The organism is Ruminococcus sp. 210702-SL.1.03, assembly GCF_020559915.1.
In the GTDB taxonomy this organism is placed as follows: Bacteria; Bacillota; Clostridia; order Oscillospirales; family Ruminococcaceae; genus YE71.
Window position 1 is genome coordinate 1 of record NZ_JAJCLZ010000012.1, and the last position, 25,257, is coordinate 25,257.

General features: G+C 48.5%; 23 protein-coding genes. 19 read left to right on the forward strand and 4 right to left on the reverse strand.

The genetic code is table 11. The annotated features are described in order from the left end of the window. Positions 1-84 precede the first annotated feature (84 nt). Complete coding sequence (locus LI114_RS07760; protein ID WP_227220190.1) at positions 85-1,215, forward strand: AAA family ATPase; 1,131 nt, start codon at positions 85-87, stop codon at positions 1,213-1,215. Between the two features lie 16 nt (positions 1,216-1,231). After that, positions 1,232-3,010 carry a DUF2357 domain-containing protein gene (locus LI114_RS07765; RefSeq protein WP_227220191.1) on the forward strand — a complete coding sequence of 593 codons (1,779 nt, stop codon included), beginning with the start codon at positions 1,232-1,234 and terminating at the stop codon, positions 3,008-3,010. Positions 3,011-3,042: 32 nt separating this feature from the next. Here the strand turns inward: LI114_RS07765 and LI114_RS07770 are convergent, their stop codons facing one another. Further along, entirely contained in the window at positions 3,043-3,264 is a 222-nt protein-coding gene (locus tag LI114_RS07770) for a hypothetical protein (RefSeq protein WP_227220192.1), read from the reverse strand. A gap of 361 nt (positions 3,265-3,625) precedes the next feature. Here LI114_RS07770 and LI114_RS14305 point away from each other — a divergent pair, with 361 nt between their 5' ends. The 5 genes from LI114_RS14305 (at position 3,626) to LI114_RS07795 (ending at position 8,283) form a co-directional block, all read left to right on the forward strand. After that, on the forward strand, positions 3,626-3,811 hold the full coding sequence (locus LI114_RS14305) for an NUDIX domain-containing protein (protein WP_227220193.1): 186 nt from the start codon (positions 3,626-3,628) through the stop codon (positions 3,809-3,811). Between the two features lie 618 nt (positions 3,812-4,429). Further along, positions 4,430-5,233, forward strand: a complete 804-nt coding sequence (locus LI114_RS07780; protein ID WP_227220194.1) for a class I SAM-dependent methyltransferase — start codon at positions 4,430-4,432, stop codon at positions 5,231-5,233. A 167-nt stretch (positions 5,234-5,400) separates the two neighbouring features. After that, the gene (locus LI114_RS07785) at positions 5,401-5,814 is read left to right on the forward strand and encodes an EamA family transporter (RefSeq protein WP_227220195.1); all 414 of its coding nucleotides are present in this window, start codon (positions 5,401-5,403) and stop codon (positions 5,812-5,814) included. 208 nt (positions 5,815-6,022) lie between these two features. After that, on the forward strand, positions 6,023-6,805 hold the full coding sequence (locus LI114_RS07790) for a ZIP family metal transporter (protein ID WP_227220196.1): 783 nt from the start codon (positions 6,023-6,025) through the stop codon (positions 6,803-6,805). Positions 6,806-6,957: 152 nt separating this feature from the next. Beyond that, positions 6,958-8,283 (forward strand): alpha-amylase family glycosyl hydrolase, encoded by a 1,326-nt coding sequence (locus LI114_RS07795; RefSeq protein WP_227220197.1) that lies wholly within the window; start codon positions 6,958-6,960, stop codon positions 8,281-8,283. Positions 8,284-8,491: 208 nt separating this feature from the next. Here LI114_RS07795 and LI114_RS07800 read toward each other — a convergent pair whose 3' ends face one another. Further along, positions 8,492-9,700: a trans-sulfuration enzyme family protein gene (locus LI114_RS07800; protein WP_227220198.1), complete on the reverse strand. Its 1,209-nt coding sequence runs from the start codon at positions 9,698-9,700 to the stop codon at positions 8,492-8,494. A gap of 198 nt (positions 9,701-9,898) precedes the next feature. Here LI114_RS07800 and LI114_RS07805 point away from each other — a divergent pair, with 198 nt between their 5' ends. From LI114_RS07805 to yihA, 7 genes are all read left to right on the forward strand, one after another. Next, positions 9,899-10,441 (forward strand): GNAT family N-acetyltransferase, encoded by a 543-nt coding sequence (locus tag LI114_RS07805; protein WP_227220199.1) that lies wholly within the window; start codon positions 9,899-9,901, stop codon positions 10,439-10,441. 192 nt (positions 10,442-10,633) lie between these two features. After that, a complete protein-coding gene (locus LI114_RS07810; protein WP_227220200.1) occupies positions 10,634-11,692 on the forward strand; it encodes an RING finger protein in 1,059 nt (352 codons plus the stop codon). Positions 11,693-11,849: 157 nt separating this feature from the next. Then, positions 11,850-12,140: a 30S ribosomal protein S6 gene (rpsF, locus tag LI114_RS07815; protein ID WP_022128592.1), complete on the forward strand. Its 291-nt coding sequence runs from the start codon at positions 11,850-11,852 to the stop codon at positions 12,138-12,140. A 69-nt stretch (positions 12,141-12,209) separates the two neighbouring features. Continuing rightward, positions 12,210-12,728, forward strand: a complete 519-nt coding sequence (locus LI114_RS07820) for a single-stranded DNA-binding protein (RefSeq protein ID WP_022128591.1) — start codon at positions 12,210-12,212, stop codon at positions 12,726-12,728. Between the two features lie 49 nt (positions 12,729-12,777). Continuing rightward, positions 12,778-13,014 (forward strand): 30S ribosomal protein S18, encoded by a 237-nt coding sequence (gene rpsR, locus LI114_RS07825; protein ID WP_022128590.1) that lies wholly within the window; start codon positions 12,778-12,780, stop codon positions 13,012-13,014. 186 nt (positions 13,015-13,200) lie between these two features. Beyond that, positions 13,201-15,684, forward strand: a complete 2,484-nt coding sequence (gene lon / locus LI114_RS07830) for an endopeptidase La (protein ID WP_227220201.1) — start codon at positions 13,201-13,203, stop codon at positions 15,682-15,684. A gap of 2 nt (positions 15,685-15,686) precedes the next feature. Beyond that, positions 15,687-16,427, forward strand: coding sequence for a ribosome biogenesis GTP-binding protein YihA/YsxC (yihA, locus tag LI114_RS07835; RefSeq protein WP_022128588.1), 741 nt, complete (start codon positions 15,687-15,689; stop codon positions 16,425-16,427). Between the two features lie 48 nt (positions 16,428-16,475). Here yihA and LI114_RS07840 read toward each other — a convergent pair whose 3' ends face one another. Continuing rightward, positions 16,476-16,655 carry a DUF6774 domain-containing protein gene (locus LI114_RS07840; RefSeq protein WP_227220202.1) on the reverse strand — a complete coding sequence of 60 codons (180 nt, stop codon included), beginning with the start codon at positions 16,653-16,655 and terminating at the stop codon, positions 16,476-16,478. Positions 16,656-16,834: 179 nt separating this feature from the next. On the opposite strand from LI114_RS07840, the gene LI114_RS07845 reads away from it, so the two are divergent. Continuing rightward, entirely contained in the window at positions 16,835-18,097 is a 1,263-nt protein-coding gene (locus tag LI114_RS07845; protein ID WP_227220203.1) for a replication-associated recombination protein A, read from the forward strand. 99 nt (positions 18,098-18,196) lie between these two features. On the opposite strand, the gene LI114_RS07850 is transcribed toward LI114_RS07845, so the two are convergent. Beyond that, positions 18,197-19,120 carry a S1 RNA-binding domain-containing protein gene (locus LI114_RS07850; protein WP_227220204.1) on the reverse strand — a complete coding sequence of 308 codons (924 nt, stop codon included), beginning with the start codon at positions 19,118-19,120 and terminating at the stop codon, positions 18,197-18,199. A 440-nt stretch (positions 19,121-19,560) separates the two neighbouring features. Here LI114_RS07850 and LI114_RS07855 point away from each other — a divergent pair, with 440 nt between their 5' ends. The 4 genes from LI114_RS07855 (at position 19,561) to mutS (ending at position 25,212) form a co-directional block, all read left to right on the forward strand. Then, positions 19,561-20,601: a fibronectin type III domain-containing protein gene (locus LI114_RS07855; RefSeq protein ID WP_227220205.1), complete on the forward strand. Its 1,041-nt coding sequence runs from the start codon at positions 19,561-19,563 to the stop codon at positions 20,599-20,601. Positions 20,602-20,729: 128 nt separating this feature from the next. Beyond that, the gene (gene miaB, locus LI114_RS07860; RefSeq protein ID WP_227220206.1) at positions 20,730-22,121 is read left to right on the forward strand and encodes a tRNA (N6-isopentenyl adenosine(37)-C2)-methylthiotransferase MiaB; all 1,392 of its coding nucleotides are present in this window, start codon (positions 20,730-20,732) and stop codon (positions 22,119-22,121) included. Positions 22,122-22,164: 43 nt separating this feature from the next. Beyond that, a complete protein-coding gene (locus tag LI114_RS07865) occupies positions 22,165-22,572 on the forward strand; it encodes a YlbF family regulator (RefSeq protein WP_227220207.1) in 408 nt (135 codons plus the stop codon). Positions 22,573-22,602: 30 nt separating this feature from the next. Next, positions 22,603-25,212 carry a DNA mismatch repair protein MutS gene (gene mutS / locus LI114_RS07870; protein ID WP_227220208.1) on the forward strand — a complete coding sequence of 870 codons (2,610 nt, stop codon included), beginning with the start codon at positions 22,603-22,605 and terminating at the stop codon, positions 25,210-25,212. The last annotated feature ends 45 nt before the right edge of the window (positions 25,213-25,257 follow it).

Here is a 25,257-nt window from a genome sequence, read left to right on the forward strand (position 1 = left end):
CTTTCTATTTTACTTCTTTGAGGTTGGAGTGTCAAGTTTTATTATACTATATCATTAGCATTTGATCCATTTATTTCAAATGAAATGATGAGGCAAGCAGCCTCATGGGAAACAAAAGAAGAAGATAGGCAATATAAAGAAAAGATAGACAGAATAAATTCAGTTACGCCTTCCGCATTAAGTGATGCTGATCTCATAGACTATATTGTAAATTATGTCAAGTCAAGACGTGAGTATAGCCGAAATGACATAATCAATATTTACATCAGTATTGCCCAAAACTTTATCACTATTTTCTCAGGTGAACCTGGCACAGGAAAAACGTCTATGTGCAATATCGTTGCTGAAACTCTTGGTTTGTTACATTATGGAGAAGAGTTAAACCGTTTTGTTTCTGTATCAGTAGAACGTGGTTGGTCTTCCAAGAGAGATCTTATCGGATACTATAATCCTCTAACAAGAAAATATGATAAGAGCAATGGCAAAATATATGATGCACTTCGAGTGCTTGATGTAGAAAGAGATAAATCCAAGTATCCGTTTATAATTATGCTTGATGAGGCAAATCTCAGTCCAATAGAGTATTATTGGGCAGATTTTATGCGTCTTACGGACAGATCATCATTGAATGATATGTACATAAATATAGGTGCAGAGCGGGAATTATATGTTCCTGAAACGCTTAAATTTGTTGCTACAATCAACACGGATCAAACTACTGAAACGCTGTCTCCACGTCTTATTGACAGAGCCTGCATCATAAAATTGCCAAAAGTTGAACCTAAAAATAATGATGATGCTTCATCTGTGTCAACAGAGATAATCACATGGGACAATTTCGTCAAGACGTTTTCAAAGACGGCAGAGTTGAATCCTATTACACAAAAAGGAATAAAAGAAATATACAAGCTATTCAATGACTATGGAATGAGCGTTAGCCCCCGTACACAATTAGGCATAAAGAATTATGTGGTGTCAGCACAAGAAATTATGGAGGACGAGCCTAACACACTTGCAAGAGAGAAGGCTCTTGACTTTGCGGTAGTACAAAAGTTGCTGCCTAAAATCAATGGTTATTATTCCGTTTATGAACGCTTCTTTGACTCACTGAAACAGTTGTGCAAGGAGTATAACCTTAGCATGACTGAAGATGCTGTCATGAAGATAATTGATGCTCAGGAGCGGAATATGGGTTACTGTCAGTATCTGATTTGAGTGAGGAGGGATTTCTTTGGATACAATAACACTAAAACTGACACCAAAGTATCATGAAGAAATAGAATTAATACTCAAAACAGACAAAGAAAGCGATTATTTTGATATACCAAATGGCAAAGAGGTAGTATATAATGACAATATTTATTCGTTTTTATTGTCAGGTGCTACTTCTATGCCATCAAAGGTATATATTAACGATGAAGCATATGATACTGAATTCTGCGGTGGAGGTGCAGAAGGGATTCGATTCAGTTTAAAAGGGTGCGACAGACCTTTCTTGCAGAGTTTCGGAGCTATTAAGATAGAAATGTGGTTAGACGGAAAACAGTATTACTCAAAAAGTATTGCTGTACTGGTGTCAGATTCTGAAATTAACAATGGCGTTGTAAATATGATAGAATATATATACGACAATTGTGAGGATTATCTTTATGAAGAACACAAGCATTCTTCAATAATGTCAGGTATCAAAGTCAATCAAACCATATCTCTTGAGGCAAAAATAGCATTTTTGGAAAAAACAGTTGAAATTTATAAAAAATCATATCAGTATCTGAAAACCAATCCATACTGTAAGCTTGAAAGGACAGAAGCAGTAGATTCATTCGACAAACTACAATCTGTTTCACAGAAAACTATACAATATATCACCAATAATATTGACGAACTTGCAGTCGTTAATTACGACACAGGAATAAGGTATAATAATCAATATTATCAACCAAACAGAGTTCTGGTGGAGAGAAACTCATATTCATATGATGTTTATGAAAACCGTATTATTATTGGTTTCTTAAAAACCCTCGCCTCAGAGATCAATTTAATGATTAAAAGTCTACTGGAAAAAACATATCTAAAAAGCAAAACTTCTGCACATGATGGATATATCGATTCCATGTATCAAATTTTTTCAAGAAGTATCAAACGAATCAATGGATATATAGAATCTCTCAAATCTCTGCAAAATAAATATCAACAATTGTATTATTTTTACACCAAACTATTCAGCATTTCAGCTGACACAGTTAGAACACTGCCTGTTTTTACTCCTGTGTTTCGTTCTATAAACGCTTATAGACAGGTGTATACAGTTATAAATAAGTGGTTTTCCGTTGGTAATTATGATCTTGGAAAAGACGAGTTGCTGTTAAGCTTTATTTCTACAAGTAAAATATACGAATACTATTGTCTGATAAAAATGTTGCACCATATAACCGAGAACACTGAGTATGCTTTAATAGAATCCAAACGTATTTCATATTATGTGAATAATAGTTACTATGAGAATACAAAATATAATAATACATTTATTTTAAATAATGGTGCTACTAAACTTACATTGTATTTTCAGCCTGTTATCTATAGTGATGGCAGAGCGTTCAATGGATTATATTTATTTCGAAACACATCATCAAGTGCTAAAAAAGATAACAATAACCGTGGAAAAACCTATACTCCTGACTATATTTTAAAAATCGAAAATAATGATAAAGCTGATTATATTATAATAGATGCAAAATTCAGTACACCTGATAATATTCGTTCTTATCAATTACAAGAATTGGTATACAAGTATTTGTTTTCTATTAGTACATTAAATGAAAAAGATCAGATAAAAGGATTATATATTCTTTGTGGAAAGAAACTTGGGAATGATGTTGAGGATATTATTCACGATTTAGCACAAAGGCTCGGACACAATGTTACTCCTTTTGCCGATATATTAGTTATGAATGGCGTTAAAACAGATGACTATTCTATGACTAGCAAGATATTTAATCATGTGATATAAACGGCTGCACCCGAAAGCACAGCCGTTGAACATCAAATATAAACCATACACTCAAACACGATCTCTCTCGCCATACCGACAAAGCAATTCTCCAGCCTGAGCATCTTCTCAGCAGCGCCACTGAGAACAGCTTTCTGATAGCAACTGTCGGTCTGCTTCCAATTAACAAGTTTGGAAATCTTGTCAGGATAATGAATATCAGTATCGAAGTGAGTAATCGTCACAGTATTGGTGTCAAGTCTCCAAATTGGCACAGTCTTTTTTCTGAGGAGTATGTGATCTATTTACTCTTGTATCTGCTCCTAAAATTATCCTCCATATCGAAATATCATACAAGGGTATGTCGAATGTTTTTTGTCCGCTATTTGTCCGCTAAGGGTGCAAAAACTTAGCCAAAAACAGCGTAAACGAATTTTTGTGTATTGTTCTGAAATGCCGTATTTTCGGGCTTTTCTGCATATCTCGACAAGTCATGAAAAGTGCGCCGAGATTTTCAATTCCCGTACGGGTCATTTTATCAAACGCAGATGATTTTTATATCGTCTGCGTTTTTTGTTGCCGTAAGATCAATTGACGTAATTGTTGACAAAGGTTCACCGAGCTGAACTGCTCGAAGTGAATGATCAAGCAGGAGATAATGGCTGCGTTTTGTTTGCCGGAAACGAGCCGGAGGATTACTATTATTCGATCGGCGGCGGGGTGCACATGGGCGAGAGCGCCGAGGAACCGGTCAAAAGAGAGGTGCTTGAAGAAACGGGCGTTTTCTACGCGGAACGCAGGAACTTCAAAGCAATAGCATGACATTTGGTGTGAAAGAAAATATAGCTTGGCTTCCGATAAAAGATCTGCATAAATACAAGGCGTTCCCGAGCTTTATGAAAGACTATCTGAGCAGGGAACACACTGGTATCGAGCATATCGTTACTGATGAAAGAAAATGATATAGTATATTATATATTGGCAGAAAAGTAAATTTAAAATATATTTTAGAGAGTGCAATAGCGTGGAGAAATATAACGATTTAAGTAAAACGATCTCGCATGTGATCGTTTTAAGTCACTATTCTGTTTGCTATGCTGACGCCGCACACTTGACTATCACAGTAAAATGTGCTATAATGATTTTGTGAAATTGCAGAGTTATTTTGCCAAATGTAGTTAGCTTAAGCTAACACAAGCAATGCGTATCTGAAAAAATCACGAGGTATCGTAAATATTAGCACTGCAAGTTGTACTTTTTTCTGCTGTGCTTTCTTATGGTTATGCTTGCGGTCAGAAATGACGATCCAAACTGCCGTTATATCTATCCGAAGGAATATACTGGTGAGGCGGTGAAGCGCGGGCTTGCCGGACGCGAGGAAGTCACGAAGGGGAGCAAACGCTTCATGATACCTTGTAAACTGAAAACGGAGATGTTCTAATGAGTGAAAAAATCAAGCCTGTGCTCAATGGCGCGGCAGAAACCATGCTCCAGAGCTTTTACGCTCGGGCGATGTACAGTAAAGATCCGAAACATAAATTTCATGACGCAAAAGCTGAGGAAATAGTTGCCAAACTCGACTATGATTTTAGCAATGCGCAGAATGACGCGGCGATGAGCGGAGGAGTTGTCGCGAGAACTATCGTTTTTGACGAGCTGGTCGGCGACTTTATAGCGAAAAATCCCGACTGCACGGTCGTAAACATCGCCTGCGGACTGGATACGCGTTTTTATCGCATGGACAATAGCAGGATAACCTGGTATAATTTAGACTTGCCCGAAACCATCGAAGTGCGCGATTCGGTCTATCACGAAACGGGCAGGGTATCGACGGTGGCTTGCTCAGCTTACGACCCAGCGTGGTCACAAATGATCGAGAAGCGCGGCAAAATGTTATTCGTTATCGAGGGACTTTCGATGTACCTCACCGCCGAGCAGGTGCGCGATATGCTCGCAATAATACGCGACAATTTCGACAATGCGACAGTGATGATGGAGTGTCTGTGCCCGAAATTTGTCAAAAAAGAGAGCCTGGAGCGCTCGATTCAGGCAACGGGCGCGAAATTCAAATGGGGCGCGAACAGCTTCGACGACCTCGGCGAGGCGGGAAGAGGCTTTCGCCGTGTGAAGGACGACAATATCCTGCGCGGAATGTGGACGCTCAGCCCCGCGTACAAACTCGTGACGTGGATACCGATCATGAAGACTTTTGCGCAGAAAATTCTGGTATTTGAAAAAACGTGACCGGTATTAACCTTACTTGATAATTAGTGATGATTGCTGCATGCCGAAGCAGTCCATTTTTCTGTACACGTAAGCAACGCTTGACAATTCGCATTTGCGGTGTTATACTATTATGAGTGCATAGCGGTTTGCTGTTTGTACAAACTATTTCTAGCGGAGATGTAATTATGTGGCTTGTATACGCATTGCTGTCAGCCATTTTTGCGGCGCTGACCTCTATACTTGCTAAGGTCGGAATCGACGGCGTTAATTCAAATCTCGCGACGGCGATACGCACTGTTGTGGTGGTCATGATGGCGTGGCTGATGGTGCTAATTACCCATTCTCAGGGCGGTATCTCTGAAATTGGCAGAAAAAGTTGGCTGTTTCTAGTGCTTTCGGGCTTGGCGACGGGCGTTTCGTGGCTCTGCTACTACAAGGCTATCCAGCTCGGCAGCATTTCAAAGGTCGTGCCGATAGATAAGCTCAGCGTTGTCATCACACTTGTGCTCGCGTTTATCTTTCTACATGAGGAATTTACTGTTAAATCAGTAATTGGCTGTATACTTATAGCGGCAGGCACATTGCTCATGGTACTCTAAACTACCCAAAATTGATTACGATAATCAGGCTTGCGAGCTTGGAAAATCGCTGTGATTTTATATCATAGGAGCAGACATACTGCACAAAAGCAGTGCGTCTGCTATTTTTTATAGACTATGTAAATTTGCGCATTGACAAACGACCTGCATTATGTTATGATGTAATTGGGTTAGTGTATGCAAACCAATTTGACGGAAAGGTAATAACATGAATTTTGAAATTTTTCGCGGTATTCTCATACCCTTTCTCGGCACATCGCTCGGCGCGGCGTGCGTGTTTTTCATGCGCAAAACGCTGCATTTCGGCGTTCAGCGCGCGCTGACAGGCTTCGCGGCGGGCGTGATGACAGCCGCTTCGGTCTGGAGCCTGCTTATCCCCGCGATGGAGCAAGAAAGCGGCATGGGCAGGCTGGCGTTTATTCCCGCGGCGGTCGGCTTCTCGCTCGGCATACTTTTCTTGCTGACGTTAGACCATATCGTGCCACACCTGCATATGAATTCCACCGAGCCAGAGGGCAAACGCAGCCGTTTAAAGCGCACGACAATGCTCGTTCTCGCCGTCACTCTGCACAATATCCCCGAGGGTATGGCGGTCGGCGTAGTGTACGCGGGGCTGGCGGCGGACAATGTCGCGATCAGCTCGGCGGGGGCGCTTGCGCTTTCGCTTGGTATCGCGATACAAAATTTCCCTGAGGGAGCGATAATCTCACTGCCGCTCCGTGCGGAGGGCATGAGCAAGCCAAAAGCGTTCGCCTGCGGGGTGCTGTCGGGCGTAGTTGAGCCGATCGGCGCGGTGATAACAGTGCTGCTCGTCGCTCTGATATTGCCTGTTTTGCCGTATCTACTCAGCTTCGCGGCGGGCGCGATGATCTACGTCGTCGTTGAGGAACTTATCCCCGAAATGTCCGAAAAGCCGCACTCAAATATCGGAACTGTCTTTTTCGCGGTAGGCTTCGTGGTAATGATGTCGCTCGACGTTGCACTAAGCTGATTTGTGCATATTAAATAAAACTGTTGAGAAAAATAAGTACAGATTTGATAATTGTATCTAAAGTAAAAGTGTGCTATAATAGTTAAGGTGACGAAAACTTTTCTCAGTCTGCAAAATTTTTCGCCGCCAAGACCACGAAGGGAATGATTACAATGGGAAACAACAATACAAATTGGGGCTATGAAGCCGTATTTTACCAGATATATCCGCTCGGATTTTGCGGCGCGCCTTTTGAAAACGATGGCGTGCAGGAGCACCGCATCTTGAAAGTGCTCGACTGGGTGGATCATATAAAGGAACTCGGCTGCAACGCAGTTTACTTTTCGCCAGTTTTTGAGTCGGACACACACGGCTACAACACCCGCGATTATTCGAAGATCGACTGCCGACTCGGCACGAACGAGGACTTCAAAAAGGTCTGCGACGCACTGCATGAGCAGGGAATAAAGGTCGTGCTCGACGGCGTTTTCAATCACGTCGGCAGAGGCTTTCCGCAGTTCCGCGACGTTGTCGAGAAGCGCTGGGATTCGCCCTATAAGGACTGGTTCAACATCAATTTCGACGGTAACAGCAACTACAACGACGGTCTGTGGTACGAGGGCTGGGAGGGTCATTACGACCTCGTCAAGCTTAACCTGCGCAATCCAGCTGTCGCCGACCATATTCTGAACGCCGTTAAGGGATGGATAGAAGAATTTGGTATAGATGGTATTCGCCTGGACGTTGCCTACTGCCTTGATTTCGACTTCCTCAAGCGCCTGCGTTCGTTCACCGACAGCCTTAAAGAAGACTTTTTCCTCGTCGGCGAGCTGCTTCACGGCGATTACTCACGCTGGGTAAATCCTGAAATGCTGCATTCTGCTACCAATTATGAGTGCTACAAGGGTCTGTACTCCAGCTTCAATTCGATGAATATGTTCGAGATCTGTCACTCGCTGAAAAACCGTTTCGGCCCTGAAAACTGGTGCCAGTACCGCGGAATGCACCTCCTTTGCTTCGCCGATAACCACGATGTTACCCGCGTCGCGAGCATCCTCACAGAGCCGCGCCACCTGCCGCTCATCTACACGCTGCTATTCGGAATGCCCGGAATTCCCTGCGTTTACTACGGCAGCGAGTGGGGCGCAAAGGCTGAGAAAAAGGATGGCGACCCCGCGCTTCGTCCCTCGTTCGATAAGCCCGAGAGCAACGAGCTTACCGCGCACATCGCCGCGCTCGCAAAGGCTCACCGCGAAACTAAGGCGCTCTGCTACGGCGACATCAAGATACCTGTTCTTACCAATAAGCAGTGCGTTCTCCAGCGCGATTTTGAGGGTCAGCGCGTGTTTGTCGCGATAAATGCCGACGATCAGCCGTTCACTGCGCATTTCGACGCAGGCTACGGACTTGCCGATGACCTCGTTACCGGCGAAACTCACGACTTTGGCGGCGGCAGCGAACTTGCTCCTTACTCCTCGCATATTTGGCTCTGCAAGTAAAGTGTACAGATTCTTGTACAGATAATTTGCTTACTTTTTAGTACAAATATTTGTACAATTAAAAACACGGTAGTGCACTAGTACGAATTTCAGTACAGTTAATTTGAATTGTAGCAAGTCCAATAAATCGTACAATTAAATTGAAGCATAAAAAAAAACCGCAGTCGATGAAAAACTGCGGTTATTGCTTTTATATAAGAATATGAACTTAGTCTACGGTCTCCAGACCCTCTGCCTTGAACGCCTGACGGAGGTCGTCAATGAGGTCTTTCTTGTCCTCGATACCGATAGCTACGCGGTAGAATCCGCCGTGGAATTCCTGCGGATAGAGGTACATTCTCTCGTCGTCCTCGCCGAGGAACACGATAAGGCTGGCGTCATGTCCCAGCGATACAGCCGATGTGAAAATATTAAGATGAGTTACGACTCTGTTGTAGAGATCGTGCTCGCCCTTCAGACCAAATGAAAGCACACCACCGAAGCCGTTCTTCATCTGCTTTACAGCAAGCTCGTGACCCTTATGGCTCTTCAGACCGGGGTACGCAACGAAGCTTACGCAAGGCTGCTTCTCGAGCCACTCGGCGATGGCGAGCGCGTTGTCGTTGTGCACCTGCATTCTCAGCGGGAAAGTAACCGCGCCGCGCATGATGAGCCATGCGTTGAACGGGCTGATAACGCCGCCAATATTTACCTGTGCCTGATAGCGGATCTTGTCCATGTCCTCGTGGTTGCCGATTATTGCGCCGCCCATCGAGTCGCCGTGACCGTTGATGTATTTGGTAAGGCTTTCCACAACAAAGTCAACGCCGTACTCCAGCGGACGGGTGTTGTAGGGCGAAGAGAACGTGTTGTCCGCCGAAACGAGAATTCCGTGCTCGTGCGCCAGCTTTACGATGCCTTCGATGTCGCAGATGCAGAGGGTCGGGTTGCCGGGAGTCTCAAAATGGATAAGCTTGGTATTCGGCTTAATTGCTGCCTTTACCTTTTCGAGGTCTGTGCAGTCAACTATCGAGGTTTCGATGCCCCATTTTTCAGTCCAAAGCTCGTTGAAAATGCGGTAAGTGGCGATATATGTAACGGTGGAGAAGATAACGTGGTCGCCCTTTTTCAGCTTGGTGAAGAAAAGCGCGGAAAGCGCCGCAACGCCGCTCGCCAGAACTACGCAGTCCTCGCCGCCCTCAAGATTAGCGATCTTTTTCTCCAGCAGACCCTGATTTACGCCGCCGTTGCGGGTGTAGATCTTGTCCTCGGAAGCCGACCAGTTCATGGTAGAAGGGTCGTAGGGAAGCAGGAAGCTGTTCGCCATGTTGATAGCAGGCTCTATAGCGCCCGTGCCGGGATCAGGCTCGTTGCCGACGTGGATAGCGCGGGTGGTGAAGCTCAGCCCATCGTAATTGTGTACTTTTTTTTCGCTCATATTTTTTCGTCCTTTCGCGTGTTTTTTGTAAAATTCGTAATAAACCAAATTATATTATATCATACTATCCCGCTATGTTTGTAAAGTTTTTCTGAATTTTACCCAAAGCTTGCCGCACATTTTCCCATTTGCTTGACATCTCGCCGCGCTTGTGATACAATTATTATTAAAATTTGAAAGCAGGTGCGTGCTATAAAAATGAAGAAAATTCGCGGTATTGTGGAGAATGCCCGCGCGGCGGCGCTGTATTTTGAAGCTTTTCCGCCCGAGGAACGTGCGCCGTGGCTTTTTCTCGCTAAAAAAGCCAGCAATGCAAACGCCGATAACTGGGGTATCTACGCCGACGGCAGATTTGCGGGTCTGATGTACGTTGTAAATCATGCCGATCTCTCCTATGTTTTCTATTTCGCAGTCAAAAAAGATTTCCGCGGAACGGGACTGGGCGCTCGCGCTCTGAAACTTGCCCGTAAGCACTACGCCGGCAGACGCTTTTTCCTCGCGATAGAGAGCTTAGACCCCGCTGCCGATAATTACGACGAACGTGTAAAGCTCCGTGATTTTTACCTGCGCGGCGGTCTTTTGCCGATGGGCATGAACGTTCAGGAGGGAAGCGTGGTCTACGAACTGCTCGGATGCGGCGGAAAGGTCGCGGCGGAGGAATACAGCGCCCTTATCGCCGAATACCTCTGCAAGACGGTTTTCAGAGGCGTAACGATGCGGATCTTGCCGCCCGAAAAATAGCTTATTTATAAGGTATACCTTAGGCACATTTTTCCTCTTGACACAGATCTGTCATTTGTTTGATACCATAATTTCAGATTACGGCGGTGAAAAATTTTTAAAAAGGGGTTCACATTCGCGAAAAAATGTGGTATAATAAAACTAAGTAAATGTGCGCGGTCGGCGACCTTCCGCGTGGAAAGGAAAGTAAAGATGACAAAATATATTGGCGCAAAATGCTCGGTCTGCGGCGAAATGTTCAAAGACGGCGACGACATAGTCGTGTGCCCCGACTGCGGCACGCCCTACCATCGCGCCTGCTGGGATAAAAATGGCGAGTGCATAAACCACGAGCTGCATGAGTCAGGCATGAGCTGGAGCGAAAAGATGGAAAACGAAAGGCTCGAAGCCGCCTCACACGGCGAACCGATACGCTGCATACGCTGCGGGACCGAGAACGACCCCGGCACGATGTTCTGCGTTGAGTGCGGAATGCCGCTCGCGCAGGGCAGGAACGAAGCGCGTCCCTTCAATGGCACGCAGGCTCAGTCCGACCAGTCCGACCAGTCCGAAGAACAACCGAATCAAAACGGCTTCTTCAATTACAGCCAGCCGAACGCCGACGCGCAGAGCGGGCAGGATCAGCAAAACCAGCAGGGCTTCTCGAACGGTTTCAATTTTGGCATACCCGTTCAGCCCGTTAAGCTCACCGAAGAGTCAGACATAGACGGCATACGTTTGGGCGATTTCTTCGATTACGCGGGCAGACGCTCGCTCTCGTTGATCGCAAACTTCGTGAAATTTGCCAAGACAGGCTCGAAAACTTCGATGAATATAGCGGCGCTTTTCTTCCCGCAGTACTATTTCTTTTACCGCAAAATGTATAAAAAGGGAATTTTGTTCATGCTGCTATGGTTTCTGACGGCTATTCCCACCTTGATACTTTACGGTCAGTCGGGCGTGCTGGGCATGGTCTTCTTCAATATGCCCTTCAATATCAAGTCGCAGGCGTTCCTCAACATTTGCAACATCGCCCAAATAGCCGCGACGCTCATGGGCATATTCGCCTGCCTGTACGCCAATTACTGGTACTACAAACAGGCACGGAACGACATTCAGAATATCCGCTCGCAGACCGACTTATCGGAGAACGAGATTCGCGCAAAGATAGCGCAGTCGGGCGGAACATCGTGGGCTAAGGTGATAATCGCGGGCGTTTCCGCAGTGGCAGTGAGCCTTGTTTTTCTGCTCGTGCTGACGATATTGTTCTGAGTTAACAAAAAATTTACGAATACCGCCGCGCCCGCTCTTGACAAGTTGGCGCGGTTTTGTTATAATAATATTGCTGTCTTTATGTGCAGCCGGCGGTTTTCCGCTGACCCTTGCTCGCAAATGCGGGCTTAATATCCACAAGGAGGTGTCATTTAAAATGGCGAAGATCAATGAAAAGTACGAAGCAGTAGTAGTATTCAGCTCTAAGAGCGGCGAAGAGAACGTTAAGGCTCTTACCGAAAAGTTCGATGAACTTATCAAGGCAAATGCAACTGACGTTACTATGAACGACTGGGGCAAGAGAAAGCTTGCTTACGAGATCAACTACGAGGCAGAGGGTAACTACGTTCTCTGGAACTTTACTTCCGTAACTTCTTTCCCTGCTGAGCTCGAGCGTGTACTCGGTATCACCGACGGCGTTCTGCGTTTCCTCGTTACTGTACAGTAAGTCGGTAACCTTTAGGGAAAAACCTGCTCTTTGCGCCGCGCGCAGAGGGCCGAGAAAGGAAGATAGATCATGCTGAATAAAGTTATTCTCATGGGCAGGATCACGCGCGATCTGGAGCTTAAAACTACTCCGAGCGGCGTTTCCGTGCTCACATTCTCTATTGCGGTAGACCGCAGCTTTGTCCGCCAGGGCGAAGAACGTCAGGCTGATTTCATCACCTGCGTAGCATGGCGCCAGCAGGCAGAGTTTATAAATCGCTATTTCGGCAAAGGCAGAATGATCGCCGTAGTCGGAAATCTCCGTACCCGCACCTATGATGATAAAAACGGTACTAAACATTACGTTACCGAGGTCTATGTAGACGAAGCTTCGTTTACAGGCGAGCCTAAGCAGCAGGGCGGTTACCAGGGCGGTTATCAGCAGCAGCCCTCTTACCAGCAGAATAACAGCTATCAGGGTTCTTATCAGCAGCAGCCTGCGCCGCAGCAGAATAATTATCAGAGCGGCAGACCCCAGCCCGATGATCCTATGAATATCGGCGATATTCAGGACTTCGAGGTATTCAGCGACGATGGCGTTCCTTTCTGACAAATTGTTGCATTTAAATTAATTGGTATTTCCGGTTAGGAGGATTGACATGGAAAGAAATTCAAGACCTATGAAGAGAGGCCGCAAGAAGGTTTGTATGTTCTGCGTAGACAGAGCTGAAAAGATCGATTATAAGGATATTGCTAAGCTCAGAAAGTGCATGACCGAAAGAGGAAAGATCCTTCCTCGCAGAGTTACCGGTACTTGCGCTTACCACCAGAGAGAGCTTACTTCGGCTATCAAGAGAGCGCGTCACCTTGCTCTGCTGCCTTACGTTGCAGACTAATTGCGCTATAAATTTATTTTAGCTAACAAAGGTATCCGATATGATGCGGATACCTTTTTGTTCTATAAATTTTTTCCTGCTGCTTGAAATATTACAGAAAATGTGGTATTATATTATTACCGACTTAAAAACTGACCGCTCGCTCATCTGCGGGCTTCGGCAAAATAAATGCTGAGAGGTGTAAACATGAAACAGGAGTTTGATTACAACGAATTTGATAAAAATTTTCCGCTGGGCGAAAGTTTTGAACTTCCCTGCATCCCCGCTAGGGACGTGGTGGTGCTGCCCGGCGAGGAAACTAATATAGATGTCGCGCGCCGCAGGACCGTTTATTCGGTAAAACGCGCTCTTAAAAACGACGGTTACGTCTTTATAACTATGCAGAAAGACTCTCTGGAGGAAAAGCCTTCCGCCGCCGACCTCTGCCATGTGGGCACTATCGCCTATGTGAAACAGGCGGTGGAAACTAATGGCAGCGTGCACCGTTGCTACATCATCGGCTGCGCACGCGCTGAGCTGGAGGATTTTTCTGCTGTGGGTGCCGGATTTTCCGCAACAGCCCGCCGCGTGCTCGATTATGAGGAGGATCCTCTCAACGAGCACCAGATACAGGCGATAATGCACGAAGTTCTCGACAGCTTCGGCGAGCTGCTCGACGCTATGAATAAGCCGCTTTCCGATGAAGAACGCGCAGTTTTCGCGATAAGAGATCCGTATGAGCTTTACGAAACGCTTGTCCAACTGCCGAATATATCGCCTGTTAATCGTCAGGAGCTTCATGAGCTGCCCTCATGCGGCGAAAAGCTGATGAAGCTTGCCGAGGTGCTCGCTTCTGAGGCTGATATTGTACGTCTGGAAGCTCAGGTGCACGCTAAGGTGCATGAGTCGATAAATCAGGGTCAGCGCGATTATTATATCCGTGAGCAGATACGCGTGCTGAAAGAAGAGCTTGGCGAGGACGACGATTATCAGTCGGACAGCGAGGAGTGCGCCGCTTACCGCGAAAAGCTCGCCGCTGTTCACAATATCTCTGATGACGCCCGCGCGCGACTTGCAGAGGAGATCGAGCGCCTTGCCAAAACGCCATCCTATTCGCAGGAGGCGGCTCTGCTGCGCTCTTATCTCGATGTATGCCTTTCACTGCCTTGGGATACCACTAGCGAGGACGTTACCGATATAGATTCGGCTGCGAAAATTCTCGATGAAGACCACTACGGTATCCGCAAAGTCAAGGATAGGATTCTTGAAAACATAGCCGTTCGCGAGCTTACGCCCGACGTTAAGGGACAGATAATCTGCCTTTCAGGCCCTCCGGGAGTCGGCAAGACCAGCGTGGCAAAGTCTATCGCCCGCGCACTCGGCAGAAAATTCGTCCGCGTTTCGCTCGGCGGCGTGCGCGATGAAAGCGATATTCGCGGCCATAGAAAGACCTACCTCGGCGCTATGCCCGGCAGGATAATTATGGCGCTGAAGCAGGCGGGAACTTCCAACCCCGTAATGCTGCTCGATGAGATAGATAAGATGGCGAACGATTTCCGCGGCGACCCCTCGTCCGCAATGCTCGAGGTGCTCGATTCTGAGCAGAACAGCCAGTTCCGCGACCACTATACCGAGATACCGTTCGACCTCAGCAACGTGCTTTTCATCACCACGGCGAACAACACCTCCGCAATATCCGCCCCGCTGCTCGACAGAATGGAGCTGATAGAGCTTTCCAGCTATACGCGCGAGGAGAAATTCCACATCGCGAAAGAGCACCTGCTGCCGAAACAGCTCAAAAAGCACGGCATAAAGGCTTCGCAGCTTCGCCTTGCCGACAGCGCTATCTACTCGCTGATCGACAGCTATACTCGCGAGGCGGGCGTGCGTACCCTCGAGCGCGAGATTGGTTCGCTATGCCGCAAAGCAGCTAAAAAGCTCGTTACCGGCGAGAAAAAGGTCAGCATAAAGGCTGCCAATATCGAGGAGTACCTCGGTCACAAGAAATTTACCGATGATTATTTCTCCAAAAAGCCTGCGGTCGGCTGCGTAAACGGCCTTGCGTGGACAAGCGTAGGCGGAGTTATCCTGCCCGTTGAAGCCCTCATTCTCGACGGCAAGGGCAAGGTCACGCTTACAGGTTCGCTCGGCGACGTCATGAAAGAGTCGGCAACGCTGGCTGTCAGCAACGCCCGCCGCCTCGCAAAGGCTTACGGCTACGACGCTGATTTTTACGAGAAAAAAGATATACATATCCACGCTCCCGAGGGCGCTGTTCCTAAGGACGGCCCTTCGGCAGGCGTTACGATGATAACCGCGCTGGTTTCCGCGCTCAGCGGTATAAAAGTGCGCTCAGACGTTGCGATGACGGGCGAGATAACCCTTACGGGCAAGGTTCTGCCGATAGGCGGTCTGCGCGAAAAGACCATGGCGGCGTACAAGGCTGGTATGCAGACGGTTATAATACCGCAGGGCAATAAGGGTGACCTCGACGACGTTGACGAAAAGGTGCGCGAAGAGGTGCAGTTCGTGCTCGCTGATAAGATCGAGGACGTGCTCGCAGTAGCGCTGATGGCGGGTGAAAAGAGCGGCGCTGACGAAAAGCCCAAGAAAAGAAAGCCCCGCGCCAAGCGCTCTGAGCACACCGAGCCTGCCGAGCCGGCCGAAGCCGCCGAAACAGGGAGGGCGTAAACATGAATTTTTCTAAGGCTGAATTTCTCACATCTTTCGGCAAGCTTTCGCAAATGCCGCCCTCAGACCGCGGCGAGATATGCTTTTCGGGCAGGTCGAATGTGGGAAAATCTACGCTGATAAATAAGCTGCTGAACCGCAAATCCATAGCGCGAGTAAGCTCAGTGCCCGGCAAAACGGTCACGATAAACTTCTTCACGCTCGATAATATCTACCTTGTAGACCTGCCCGGCTACGGCTACGCAAAGGTCTCTAAGGGCGAAAAACGCGGCTGGAGCAACCTTATAGGCGGCTATCTTGAGGACGACCGCCGCGATCTCGAGCTTGTGATACAGCTTATAGATATGCGCCACGCCCCCAGCAGGGACGATCTGCAAATGATAAATTTCCTTATAGAAAGAGAGCTGCCTTTTATAATAGTATTCACCAAGGCGGACAAGCTGAACAAGCGCGAGAGGGAAGAGCGAATGGCGGCTTTCGCCGAAGAGATACCATACTTCGAGGACATCACCTGCGTGCCTTTCTCGGCGGTAACGCTAGAGGGCGTAGAGCAGCTTCGCGGTATAATCGAGGAAGTATCGGAAGATTACGCCGACTTTCTCGAAAACGGCGCTTTGCTTGACGACGCAGACGATATTGACGGCGAAGAGGAAGATACTTCGGATACGTCAGAAGAGCCTGCCCAGCAGGAAAATACCGGCATTGACGCCGCGGGCTATCTTATCCCGAAAAACAGAAAGTAACTTATCAACGCAAAAACGCTTCGGTTTTCTAATACCCGAAGCGTTTGCTTATTTGCCGACATCGCCGCAGCATTTCGCCTGCATGGTGCGCCCCGCCGAGATGGTCTCAAGAGTGTCGCCAAGCTGAGTGAGCACAGCGCCCAGCAGGGCAAGCTCTTCATCGTCCAAGCGGCAGGCTATCGCGTTGGCGAGCGCGGTGACGGCGGCCGTGATCTCGCAGGCGTTCACGTCAGCACCCCCCGTTTATATAGTATGCTTTTCCGCCGCGCGCCGTTCGCCCTTGCAATTGCCGCGGAAATATGCTATACTATTTATAGGCAATACTGCACAACTATTGTGTGCACAAATCCGCTAGGCGGTAGTTGTGCGGTGTTGCCTTAATGTATATTTGAAAGGACTGAGCACTTATGGCAGCACCGCTTGCCGAAAGAATACGCCCGAAAACGCTTGACGAAGTAGTGGGTCAGCGCGACCTGCTCGCCGAGGGCAGACCGCTGAGAAAGATAATCGACGGCGGCAGGATACCGAATATGATATTCTACGGCCCTTCGGGCGTGGGCAAGACAACCGTTGCGCGGATAATCGCCGAAAATACAAATATGATGCTGCACAAGCTCAACGGCACTTCCGCCTCCACCGCTGACATCAAGCAGGTGATAGCCGATTCGCACTCTATCTTGGGGTGCAGCGGCGTGCTGCTCTACCTCGACGAGATTCAGTACCTCAACAAAAAACAGCAGCAGTCGCTGCTCGAATACATTGAGGACGGCAGCATAACGCTCATCTCCTCCACCACCGAAAATCCGTATTTTTACGTCTATAACGCGATAATCAGCCGCTCTACCGTCTTTGAATTCAAGCCCGTCACCCCGCAGGAAGCCGTGCCCGCCATTCAGCGCGCTTTTAAATTTCTTGCCGACGAGTGGGGCTTGAAGCTTGCGCTGGAAGACGGCGTTTGCGAACATATCGCGAGCGGCTGCGGCGGCGATGTGCGAAAGTCGATAAATACCGTAGAGCTTTGCGTGCTTTCCGCCGATAACGATGGGCAGACTATCTCAGTTTCGCTTGAAAACGCGGCGGCGCTCACTCAGCGCAGCAATATGCGCTACGACCGCGGCGGCGACCAGCATTACGATATTCTCTCGGCTCTGCAAAAGTCTATCCGCGGTTCGGACGAAAACGCCGCACTGCACTACGCCGCGCGCCTTATTGAAGCGGGCGATATTATCTCGCTCTCGCGCCGTTTGCTCGTCATCGCGAGCGAGGATATTGGTCTTGCCTACCCGCAGGCGGCGAGCATCGTGAAATCCTGCGTTGACAGCGCCATGCAGCTGGGCTTGCCCGAAGCACGCATCCCCCTCGCCGAAGCGGTGATACTTCTCGCGACTGCGCCGAAATCCAACAGCGCCGAAGCCGCCATCGACGCCGCATTGCAGGATCTAAAGACCTGCGGAGCGCTCGATTTTCCTCGACAACTTCAAAACAAACATTTCGACGGAGCGGAAGCGAAGGTCAAGGGTCAGCATTATCTGTATCCGCACGATTATCCTAACCACTGGGTAAAGCAGCAATATCTGCCTGACGCTTTGAAAGACCGCGTTTACTACAATTTTGGCGAAAACAAGAACGAGCAGGCGGCAAAAGCCTACTGGAGCAAGATAAAAAAGTGAATATAAACAACTCAAGCGCACCTGCCGAGCAACGGTAAGTGCGCTTTTTTACTGTACTAAAATATGTACTGCTGACTATAATTGTACATATATTTGTACTTATACGAATGTTGAGATCATTTGCTTTCGGCAGTTTTCGGGCGAGTATTCCCACCTTTGCAGATTGCCCGCACTGAGGAAATACCGCAGCTTTCGCGCCGTCGGCGGAGAGCTGAGTACGTCCACTATGCCGAGCTTTATCTTCATTTTTTCGGGTATCATCGCCTTGATGTTCACTATCGCCGACTGCCCCGCGTATACGTTTTCCTTAGGCTCGGCAAGTCCCGCCAGGTTCGGCGCAAGCTCGATGAAAATGCCGTAACTTTCTACCGAGCGCACTATCCCCGCGACCGTTTCGCCCGTGTGGAAAGCAGCGCAGTTTTCCTCCCAAGTGCCCAGCAGCTCTTTGTGCGAGAGGAATATCCTTCCTTCCTGTATATCTTTTACCACAGCGAAAATGTCCTGCCCGTTGTAAAAACGGTCGGCGGGGTGTGATATTCGCGAAACGGAGATCATGTCGATAGGTATCATCGAGGGCACGCCGCAGCCTATGTCTACGAAGGCGCCGAACGGCTCTAGGTGGGTCACCCGCGCGGGGATAATGTCGCCGCGGGTAAGGCGCGAAATGAAGTTCGTCATGCACTCCTCCTGAGCGGCGCGGCGCGAAAGCGTATAGAGGGGCGCGCCGTCCTCGCCGCGCGATATGTCCTCTATTATGAAGCATACGGGACGGTTGACTTTTGATAATATGGCGATGTCGCGCGTAGTGCCCTCGGCTATACCGAGCGCCCCCTCTTCACGCGGGATAATGCCGTGAGCGTTCGGTAAATCGACTATCAGGTCGTGCGCAGCGTCGCAGAGTATCGCCGTAGCTTCTAGTATCGTGCGCTGTTCATACGCTTCGCGCAGCAGGCTCTCGGAATTTAAAATATCTCTGTTTCGGCGCGTTTGAAAAAACTTTCCTTCGGGGTAGTATGGGTTCATTTTTGTTACCTCTTTCTGGCATTTTTGCGATAAAAAAATCGTTTTCCGCCAATGTTTTTTACGGTAGCAAAAGCGTATTTTTTCGCTCAAGATCAGGCTCAAAACACGCCTTTTACCGCTTGTTTTAACTATATGCCGTACAAATCAGATTTATGAAATATGCAATAAATGTTCATACTTTTCCGTTTATGGTGCACAAAAAAAACAAAAATCTTTGAGCTGATTGTGCATGGTAACCAAAATTTTGGGCTTTCACTTGACATTTTGAGAAAAACGTGTTACAATAACGTAGTGATTTGTAATCAACTTGTAACTTTTAAGCTGGTTGGTTACAATTCGAGAATAAATCGTGACAAAACCGAATAAATTGTTCTATACGTTTTTTGGGACTTGTTTCAAAACGTAAAAAACCAACGAAAGGGTGTGTAAAGATCACGCTTTTGGCTCACCCCGAAAGCGCTAAGATCCGTATCATGACAAATTCAAAGACAGAGATTTCATTAACTAAAAAAGTTTTCGCAAAAATAGTTTCGGCTGTATCCGCTATTGCGCTCGCAGTTTCCCTCGCAGGCGCTGTTTCCGCTGAGGAGTATACCGAAAGCTATGACGCTTACGCTGATAATGGTACTGCGGCGGTTCAGTCGGCAGATGACGCAGCAACTGCACAGTCCGCTGACGTAAAGGTCGCGGGCGCAGTTGCCGAAAAGCCTAAGCTCGATCAGGTAAAGCTGATAAGAGAGACCAAGTACAGCGACGCTACCCACCCCTATAACCGTCAGACCAGCGCTATCACCGTAAACTGGAACGCCATAGACAACGCGCAGAAGTACGAAGTTTACATGAAGACCAAGCAGAAGGACGGAACTTACGGCACAAAGTGGAAGCTTATGGGAACTACTGCCGGCGAAACATCTTTTACCGTTACAGGTCTGAAAAGAAACTGGAGCTACGCTTTCAAGGTAAGGGCTAAGGCTTCGGGCTACAAGACCGGCAAGTGCTCTAAGGTGCAGAAAATCAATACCGCAAGGATCGACTATGACAGAGCGGGCTGGAAGGCGATGTGCCGTATAGTTTACCACGAAGTAGGCGGCATCAACGACTCTATGTGGGACGCTCCCATAGTTTACGTTTCCGACTGTGTTGTAAATCAGTATGAGGCTGCTAAGTATCTTAACGATTCGCTTTGGGCACCATATTACAGAAGATACAGCTCTATTCAGGACGTTATCTATCGCAGCGGCGGCTTCATGAGCGACGCAGGTCTTGCTTACGACGGCGCTACATACGGCAGAGTTACCGATAAGGTAAAGAAGGCTGTATACGGTGCGGTTTACGATAAGGTGACTGTAAGCGGTATAGATCACGACGACGGCGTTTACTACTGGTGCAACACCAGTTACCGCCCCAACAGCTACAAGGTAGCGTATTCCTACAAGATCCCTTGGGGATATTTCAACATTTGGACTGAATACTGGGGCTGATAACAAAACTATGAGAGGCGTTTTTTGCGCCTCTTTTTTATTGACCGCAAAACTTGACAATCTGCGATAAATGTAGTATAATTAGTAGGAATGTATTATAGCGCTTTGCGCGGAAAGAGGATACCCCTATGACGTTTGCAACCGCAGGCTTTGCCGATAAAAGTACCGCCCTGCAATATCTAAGAGAATATACGGCGGAGTATAAGCAGAAAAACGGCCACGCGCCGCTTTGCTACCTTCATTCTTTCGGCTGTCAGCAGAATGTGAGCGACGGTGAAAAGCTTAAAGGCGCGCTTACCCTAGCGGGCTATGGCTTTACCGAGATATACGACCGCGCTGCGCTGATAATCTTCAATACCTGCGCTGTCCGCGAAAACGCTGAGGACAAAGTATACGGCGTTATCGGCGGGCTGAAACATTTCAAAGAACAGCACCCCGAAACTATCATCGGCATTTGCGGCTGTATGGCGCAGGAGAAAAAGGCTGCCGACCACATAAAGTCTACTTACAGGCAGGTAGATCTCGTTTTCGGCACGTTCGCTTTCTCAAAGCTTTACGAAATGCTCGCCGAGGTGCTGAAAGAGAAAAAGCGCGTTTTCAATATCGAGGAAAACGCTTCCGAGATCGACGAGGATTTTTACCAGCTTCGCGAAAACAAATTCTCAGCATTCGTGCCGATAATGTACGGCTGCAATAATTTCTGCACCTACTGCATAGTGCCATACGTCCGCGGAAGAGAGCGCAGCCGCACGCCGCAGGCTGTTTACGACGAGGTGAAAAAGCTAGTCGGCGAGGGCTATAAGGAGATAATGCTGCTGGGGCAGAACGTAAATTCTTACAGCTACGGCTTTCCCGCGCTGCTGCGCAAGCTCAACGAGATAGAGGGCGATTTCCGCCTGCGCTTCATGAGCAGCCACCCAAAGGACGCGGGCAGCGACCTCATCGACGCGATACTAGAGTGCGATAAGGTCTGCAAGCACCTGCACCTGGCTCTGCAATCGGGCTGCGACAGAGTGCTCAAAGAGATGAACAGGCGCTACACCGCCGCCGACTACATGAAGATAGTAGATTACGCGCGCGGCAAAAAGCCGGATTTCTCATTCTCTACCGACCTGATAGTGGGCTTTCCGGGCGAGAGCTACGAGGAATTTTGCGAAACGAAAGAGTTTATTAAAAAGGTAAAATTTGACAATATCTACTCGTTCGTATACTCGCGCCGCAGCGGCACAAAAGCTGCGGAGATGCCCGACAATATCTCAGATAAGCAAAAGGGCTTGTGGCTGCGCGAACTGCTTTTAGAGCAGCGCGAAGTTTCGGAAAAATGGCTCTCGCGCTTTATAGGTAAAAAATGCCGCGTGCTTGTCGATGGAAAAGGCAAGGAAGAAGGTATGCTCACGGGCAAAAATGACGAGAATATAATCGTGAACTTCCGCGGCGGGGAAGAGCTAATAGGCAATTTTGCCGATGTCGCAATTACAAACGCCATGAACTGGGCGCTGAAAGGCGAGCTTATCGGCTAAAATAAATTTAAACAGCAAATAATTTTTTAAGGAGTTTTTTATTATGACTATCATCGAACAGGCAAGAGCGCTCGGCGCAGCTATCCAGCAGGACGAAAGATACACCAGATACAACGAGGCTGCTCAGAAGAGCGATACCGATACCGCTATACAGAACAAGATCGGCGAATTCAATATGCTTCGCCAGCAGCTCAACGTAGAAATGTCGAAGCCCGATAAGGACGCCGACAAGATGACCGAGCTTGACAAGAATATCAGAGAGCTTTATGACGAGATAATGGCTATGCCCGCAATGGTAGAGTTCAATTCCGCTAAAGAAGATCTCGACAAGCTGCTCCAGAGCGTGAACTATATCATCACCTGCGCGGCTAACGGCGAAGACCCCATGACCTGCCCCGAAGAGCCCCCTCATTGCAGCGGAAGCTGCGCCAGCTGCGGCGGCTGCCACTGATACCGATAGATACGGAGCGTGACGTTTAGTATGCAGGAGATCGACGAAAGCAAGCTTTCACCGGGTATGCAGCAGTACATGGCTGTAAAAAAACAATATCCCAAGCATATAGTGCTTTACCGGATCGGCGATTTTTACGAGATGTTTTTCGATGACGCCATTACTGTATCGCGCGAGTTGCAGCTTGTGCTTACGGGCAAGGACTGCGGTCTGCCCGAGCGCGCGCCTATGTGCGGGATACCCCACCACGCCGCCGATGTTTACATCAAAAAGCTGGTGGATAAAAATTTCATGGTGGCCGTGTGCGAGCAGACCGAAGACCCCGCTAAGGCGAAGGGTCTGGTAAAGCGCGAGGTGGTAAAGGTGCTGACCCCCGGCACTATCACCGACGGCGAGCTGCTTGACGAGGGCGCGAACAACTATATCTGCTCGTTTTACGCAAGAGCGGACGAGTGCGCGCTCTGCTTTGCCGACGTTTCAACCGGCGAGGCCAGACTTTACAGCTTTTCGGGCAAGCAGATGACCGACCGCGCAATAAGCGAGCTTTCGCGCTATATGCCATCTGAAATGCTTATAAACGAGGGCTTTCTGACGCTGAAAGACGTGAGCACTTTCGTAAGAAAAACGCTGAAGACCACCGTGCAGCTGCTGGACGAAAACGACTTTCTGCCCGATATACACGCTGACGAAGCGCTTTCGCAGTTTTCGGCAGATTCTTTCGACGAATTGGAGATAAACCCCCTCTCGGTAGGCGCGTACGCCCTCTGCGGGCTTTTCGCCTATATACATTCCACGCAGCTCGCGCTGGTAAAGCGCTTTACAACGCTTATCAAAAACGACGGCGACCCCGCCATGACGATAGGCTTCACCGCGCGCAGAAATCTGGAGCTTACCGAAACGCTGCGCACTAAGGAGAAAAAAGGCTCGCTGCTTTGGGTTCTTGATAAGACCAAGACATCTATGGGCAAGCGCCTTATGAAAAAATACCTCGAGCAGCCGCTCATAAACCCCGCCGCGATAATCGAAAGGCTCGACGCGGTAGAGGCTTTTGTGAACGACCCCGTGCTGCTGGGCGAGATAACCGAGCAGCTCTCGGGCATATATGACATCGAGCGCCTTATGACGCGCGTAATGTATCAGACCGCCACCCCACGCGACCTGAAATCGCTCTCGCTGACGGCGCTGAAACTGCCCGACCTCAAAAAGATGCTGGCGGAAGTGCCCGCTAAGCTGGTGGACAAGCTCAACCGCAAGATGTCTACCCTAGAACCTATCTCAAATCTGATAGAAAACGCGCTGGTAGACGACCCGCCCGCCGTGCTCAAAGACGGCGGAGTTATCCGCGAGGGCTATAATGAAGAGCTTGACGGTCTGCGAAATATCATTACCGGCGGCAAGGATATAATCGAGGACATAGAAAAGCGCGAGCGTGAAAAGACGGGAATAAAAAATCTGAAGATCGGCTACAACCGAGTTTTCGGATACTACATAGAAGTCACCCGCTCGAACTACGACCTTGTGCCCGATAATTATGTAAAGCGCCAAACGCTGAAAAACTGCGAGCGCTTTATAACCGAAGAGCTGAAAATAGCTGAGAACACGATCCTCGGCGCAAATGAGAAGATAGTAACGCTGGAAACTGAGATATTCTCCGAGATACGCAAGGCCGTGGCGGCGCGGCTGGAGCTGGTGCAGGACACCGCGGCTTCGATAGCGGCGGCAGACGTGCTTTGCTCATTCGCAAACATCGCCGTTGCCAATAATTACACAAAGCCCGACATCGCGATAGACGGCGTAATAGACATCAAAAACGGCAGACACCCCGTGGTAGAGCTTATGCAGAGCGACGAGGTATTCGTGCCGAACGACACTTACCTAGACCTCACCGACAACAGAATGGTGATAATAACAGGCCCGAATATGTCGGGTAAATCGACGTATATGCGGCAGACCGCGCTGATAACGCTCATGGCGCAGATAGGCTCTTTCGTGCCCGCAGACTACGCCAAGATCTCGGTAGTAGATCAGATATTCACGCGAATAGGCGCTTCCGACGATCTCACCAGCGGTCAGTCAACATTCATGGTAGAGATGAGCGAGGTGGCGGATATAGTAAAGCACGCCACAAAGCAGAGTCTTGTTATACTCGACGAGGTGGGCAGAGGTACTTCAACCTATGACGGCATAAGTATAGCGCGGGCTGTATGCGAGTATATATGCAATTCGCGCGGACTGGGCTGCAAGACGCTTTTCGCAACGCATTACCATGAGCTTATAGACCTTGAAGCGGGCATGAGCGGCGTGAAGAATTACTCGATAGCCGTAAAGCGCAAGGGCGACGATATAAAATTCCTGCGCAAGATAGTAGAGGGCGGCGCCGACGACAGCTTCGGTATAGAGGTAGCCAAGCTGGCGGGCCTGCCGCAGAAGATAATCGCCCGCGCAAAAACGCTGCTGGGCGAGATGGAGAGCGAGGATAAGAAAACGCGCCTCGCCGCCGCTGCCGCCGAAGCCGACCAGATCTCGTTCGAGGCGATAGGAGACACGGTGATACGCTCGAAGCTGAAAGAGACCAGCGCCGACGAAATGAACGAGCAGGAGCTTCGCAGCTTCGTAAAAGATCTGCAAAAATATATCTAAGGCGAGCCTGATCGCCTTTATCAGCGCCGATAGCGGCGTTTAGGA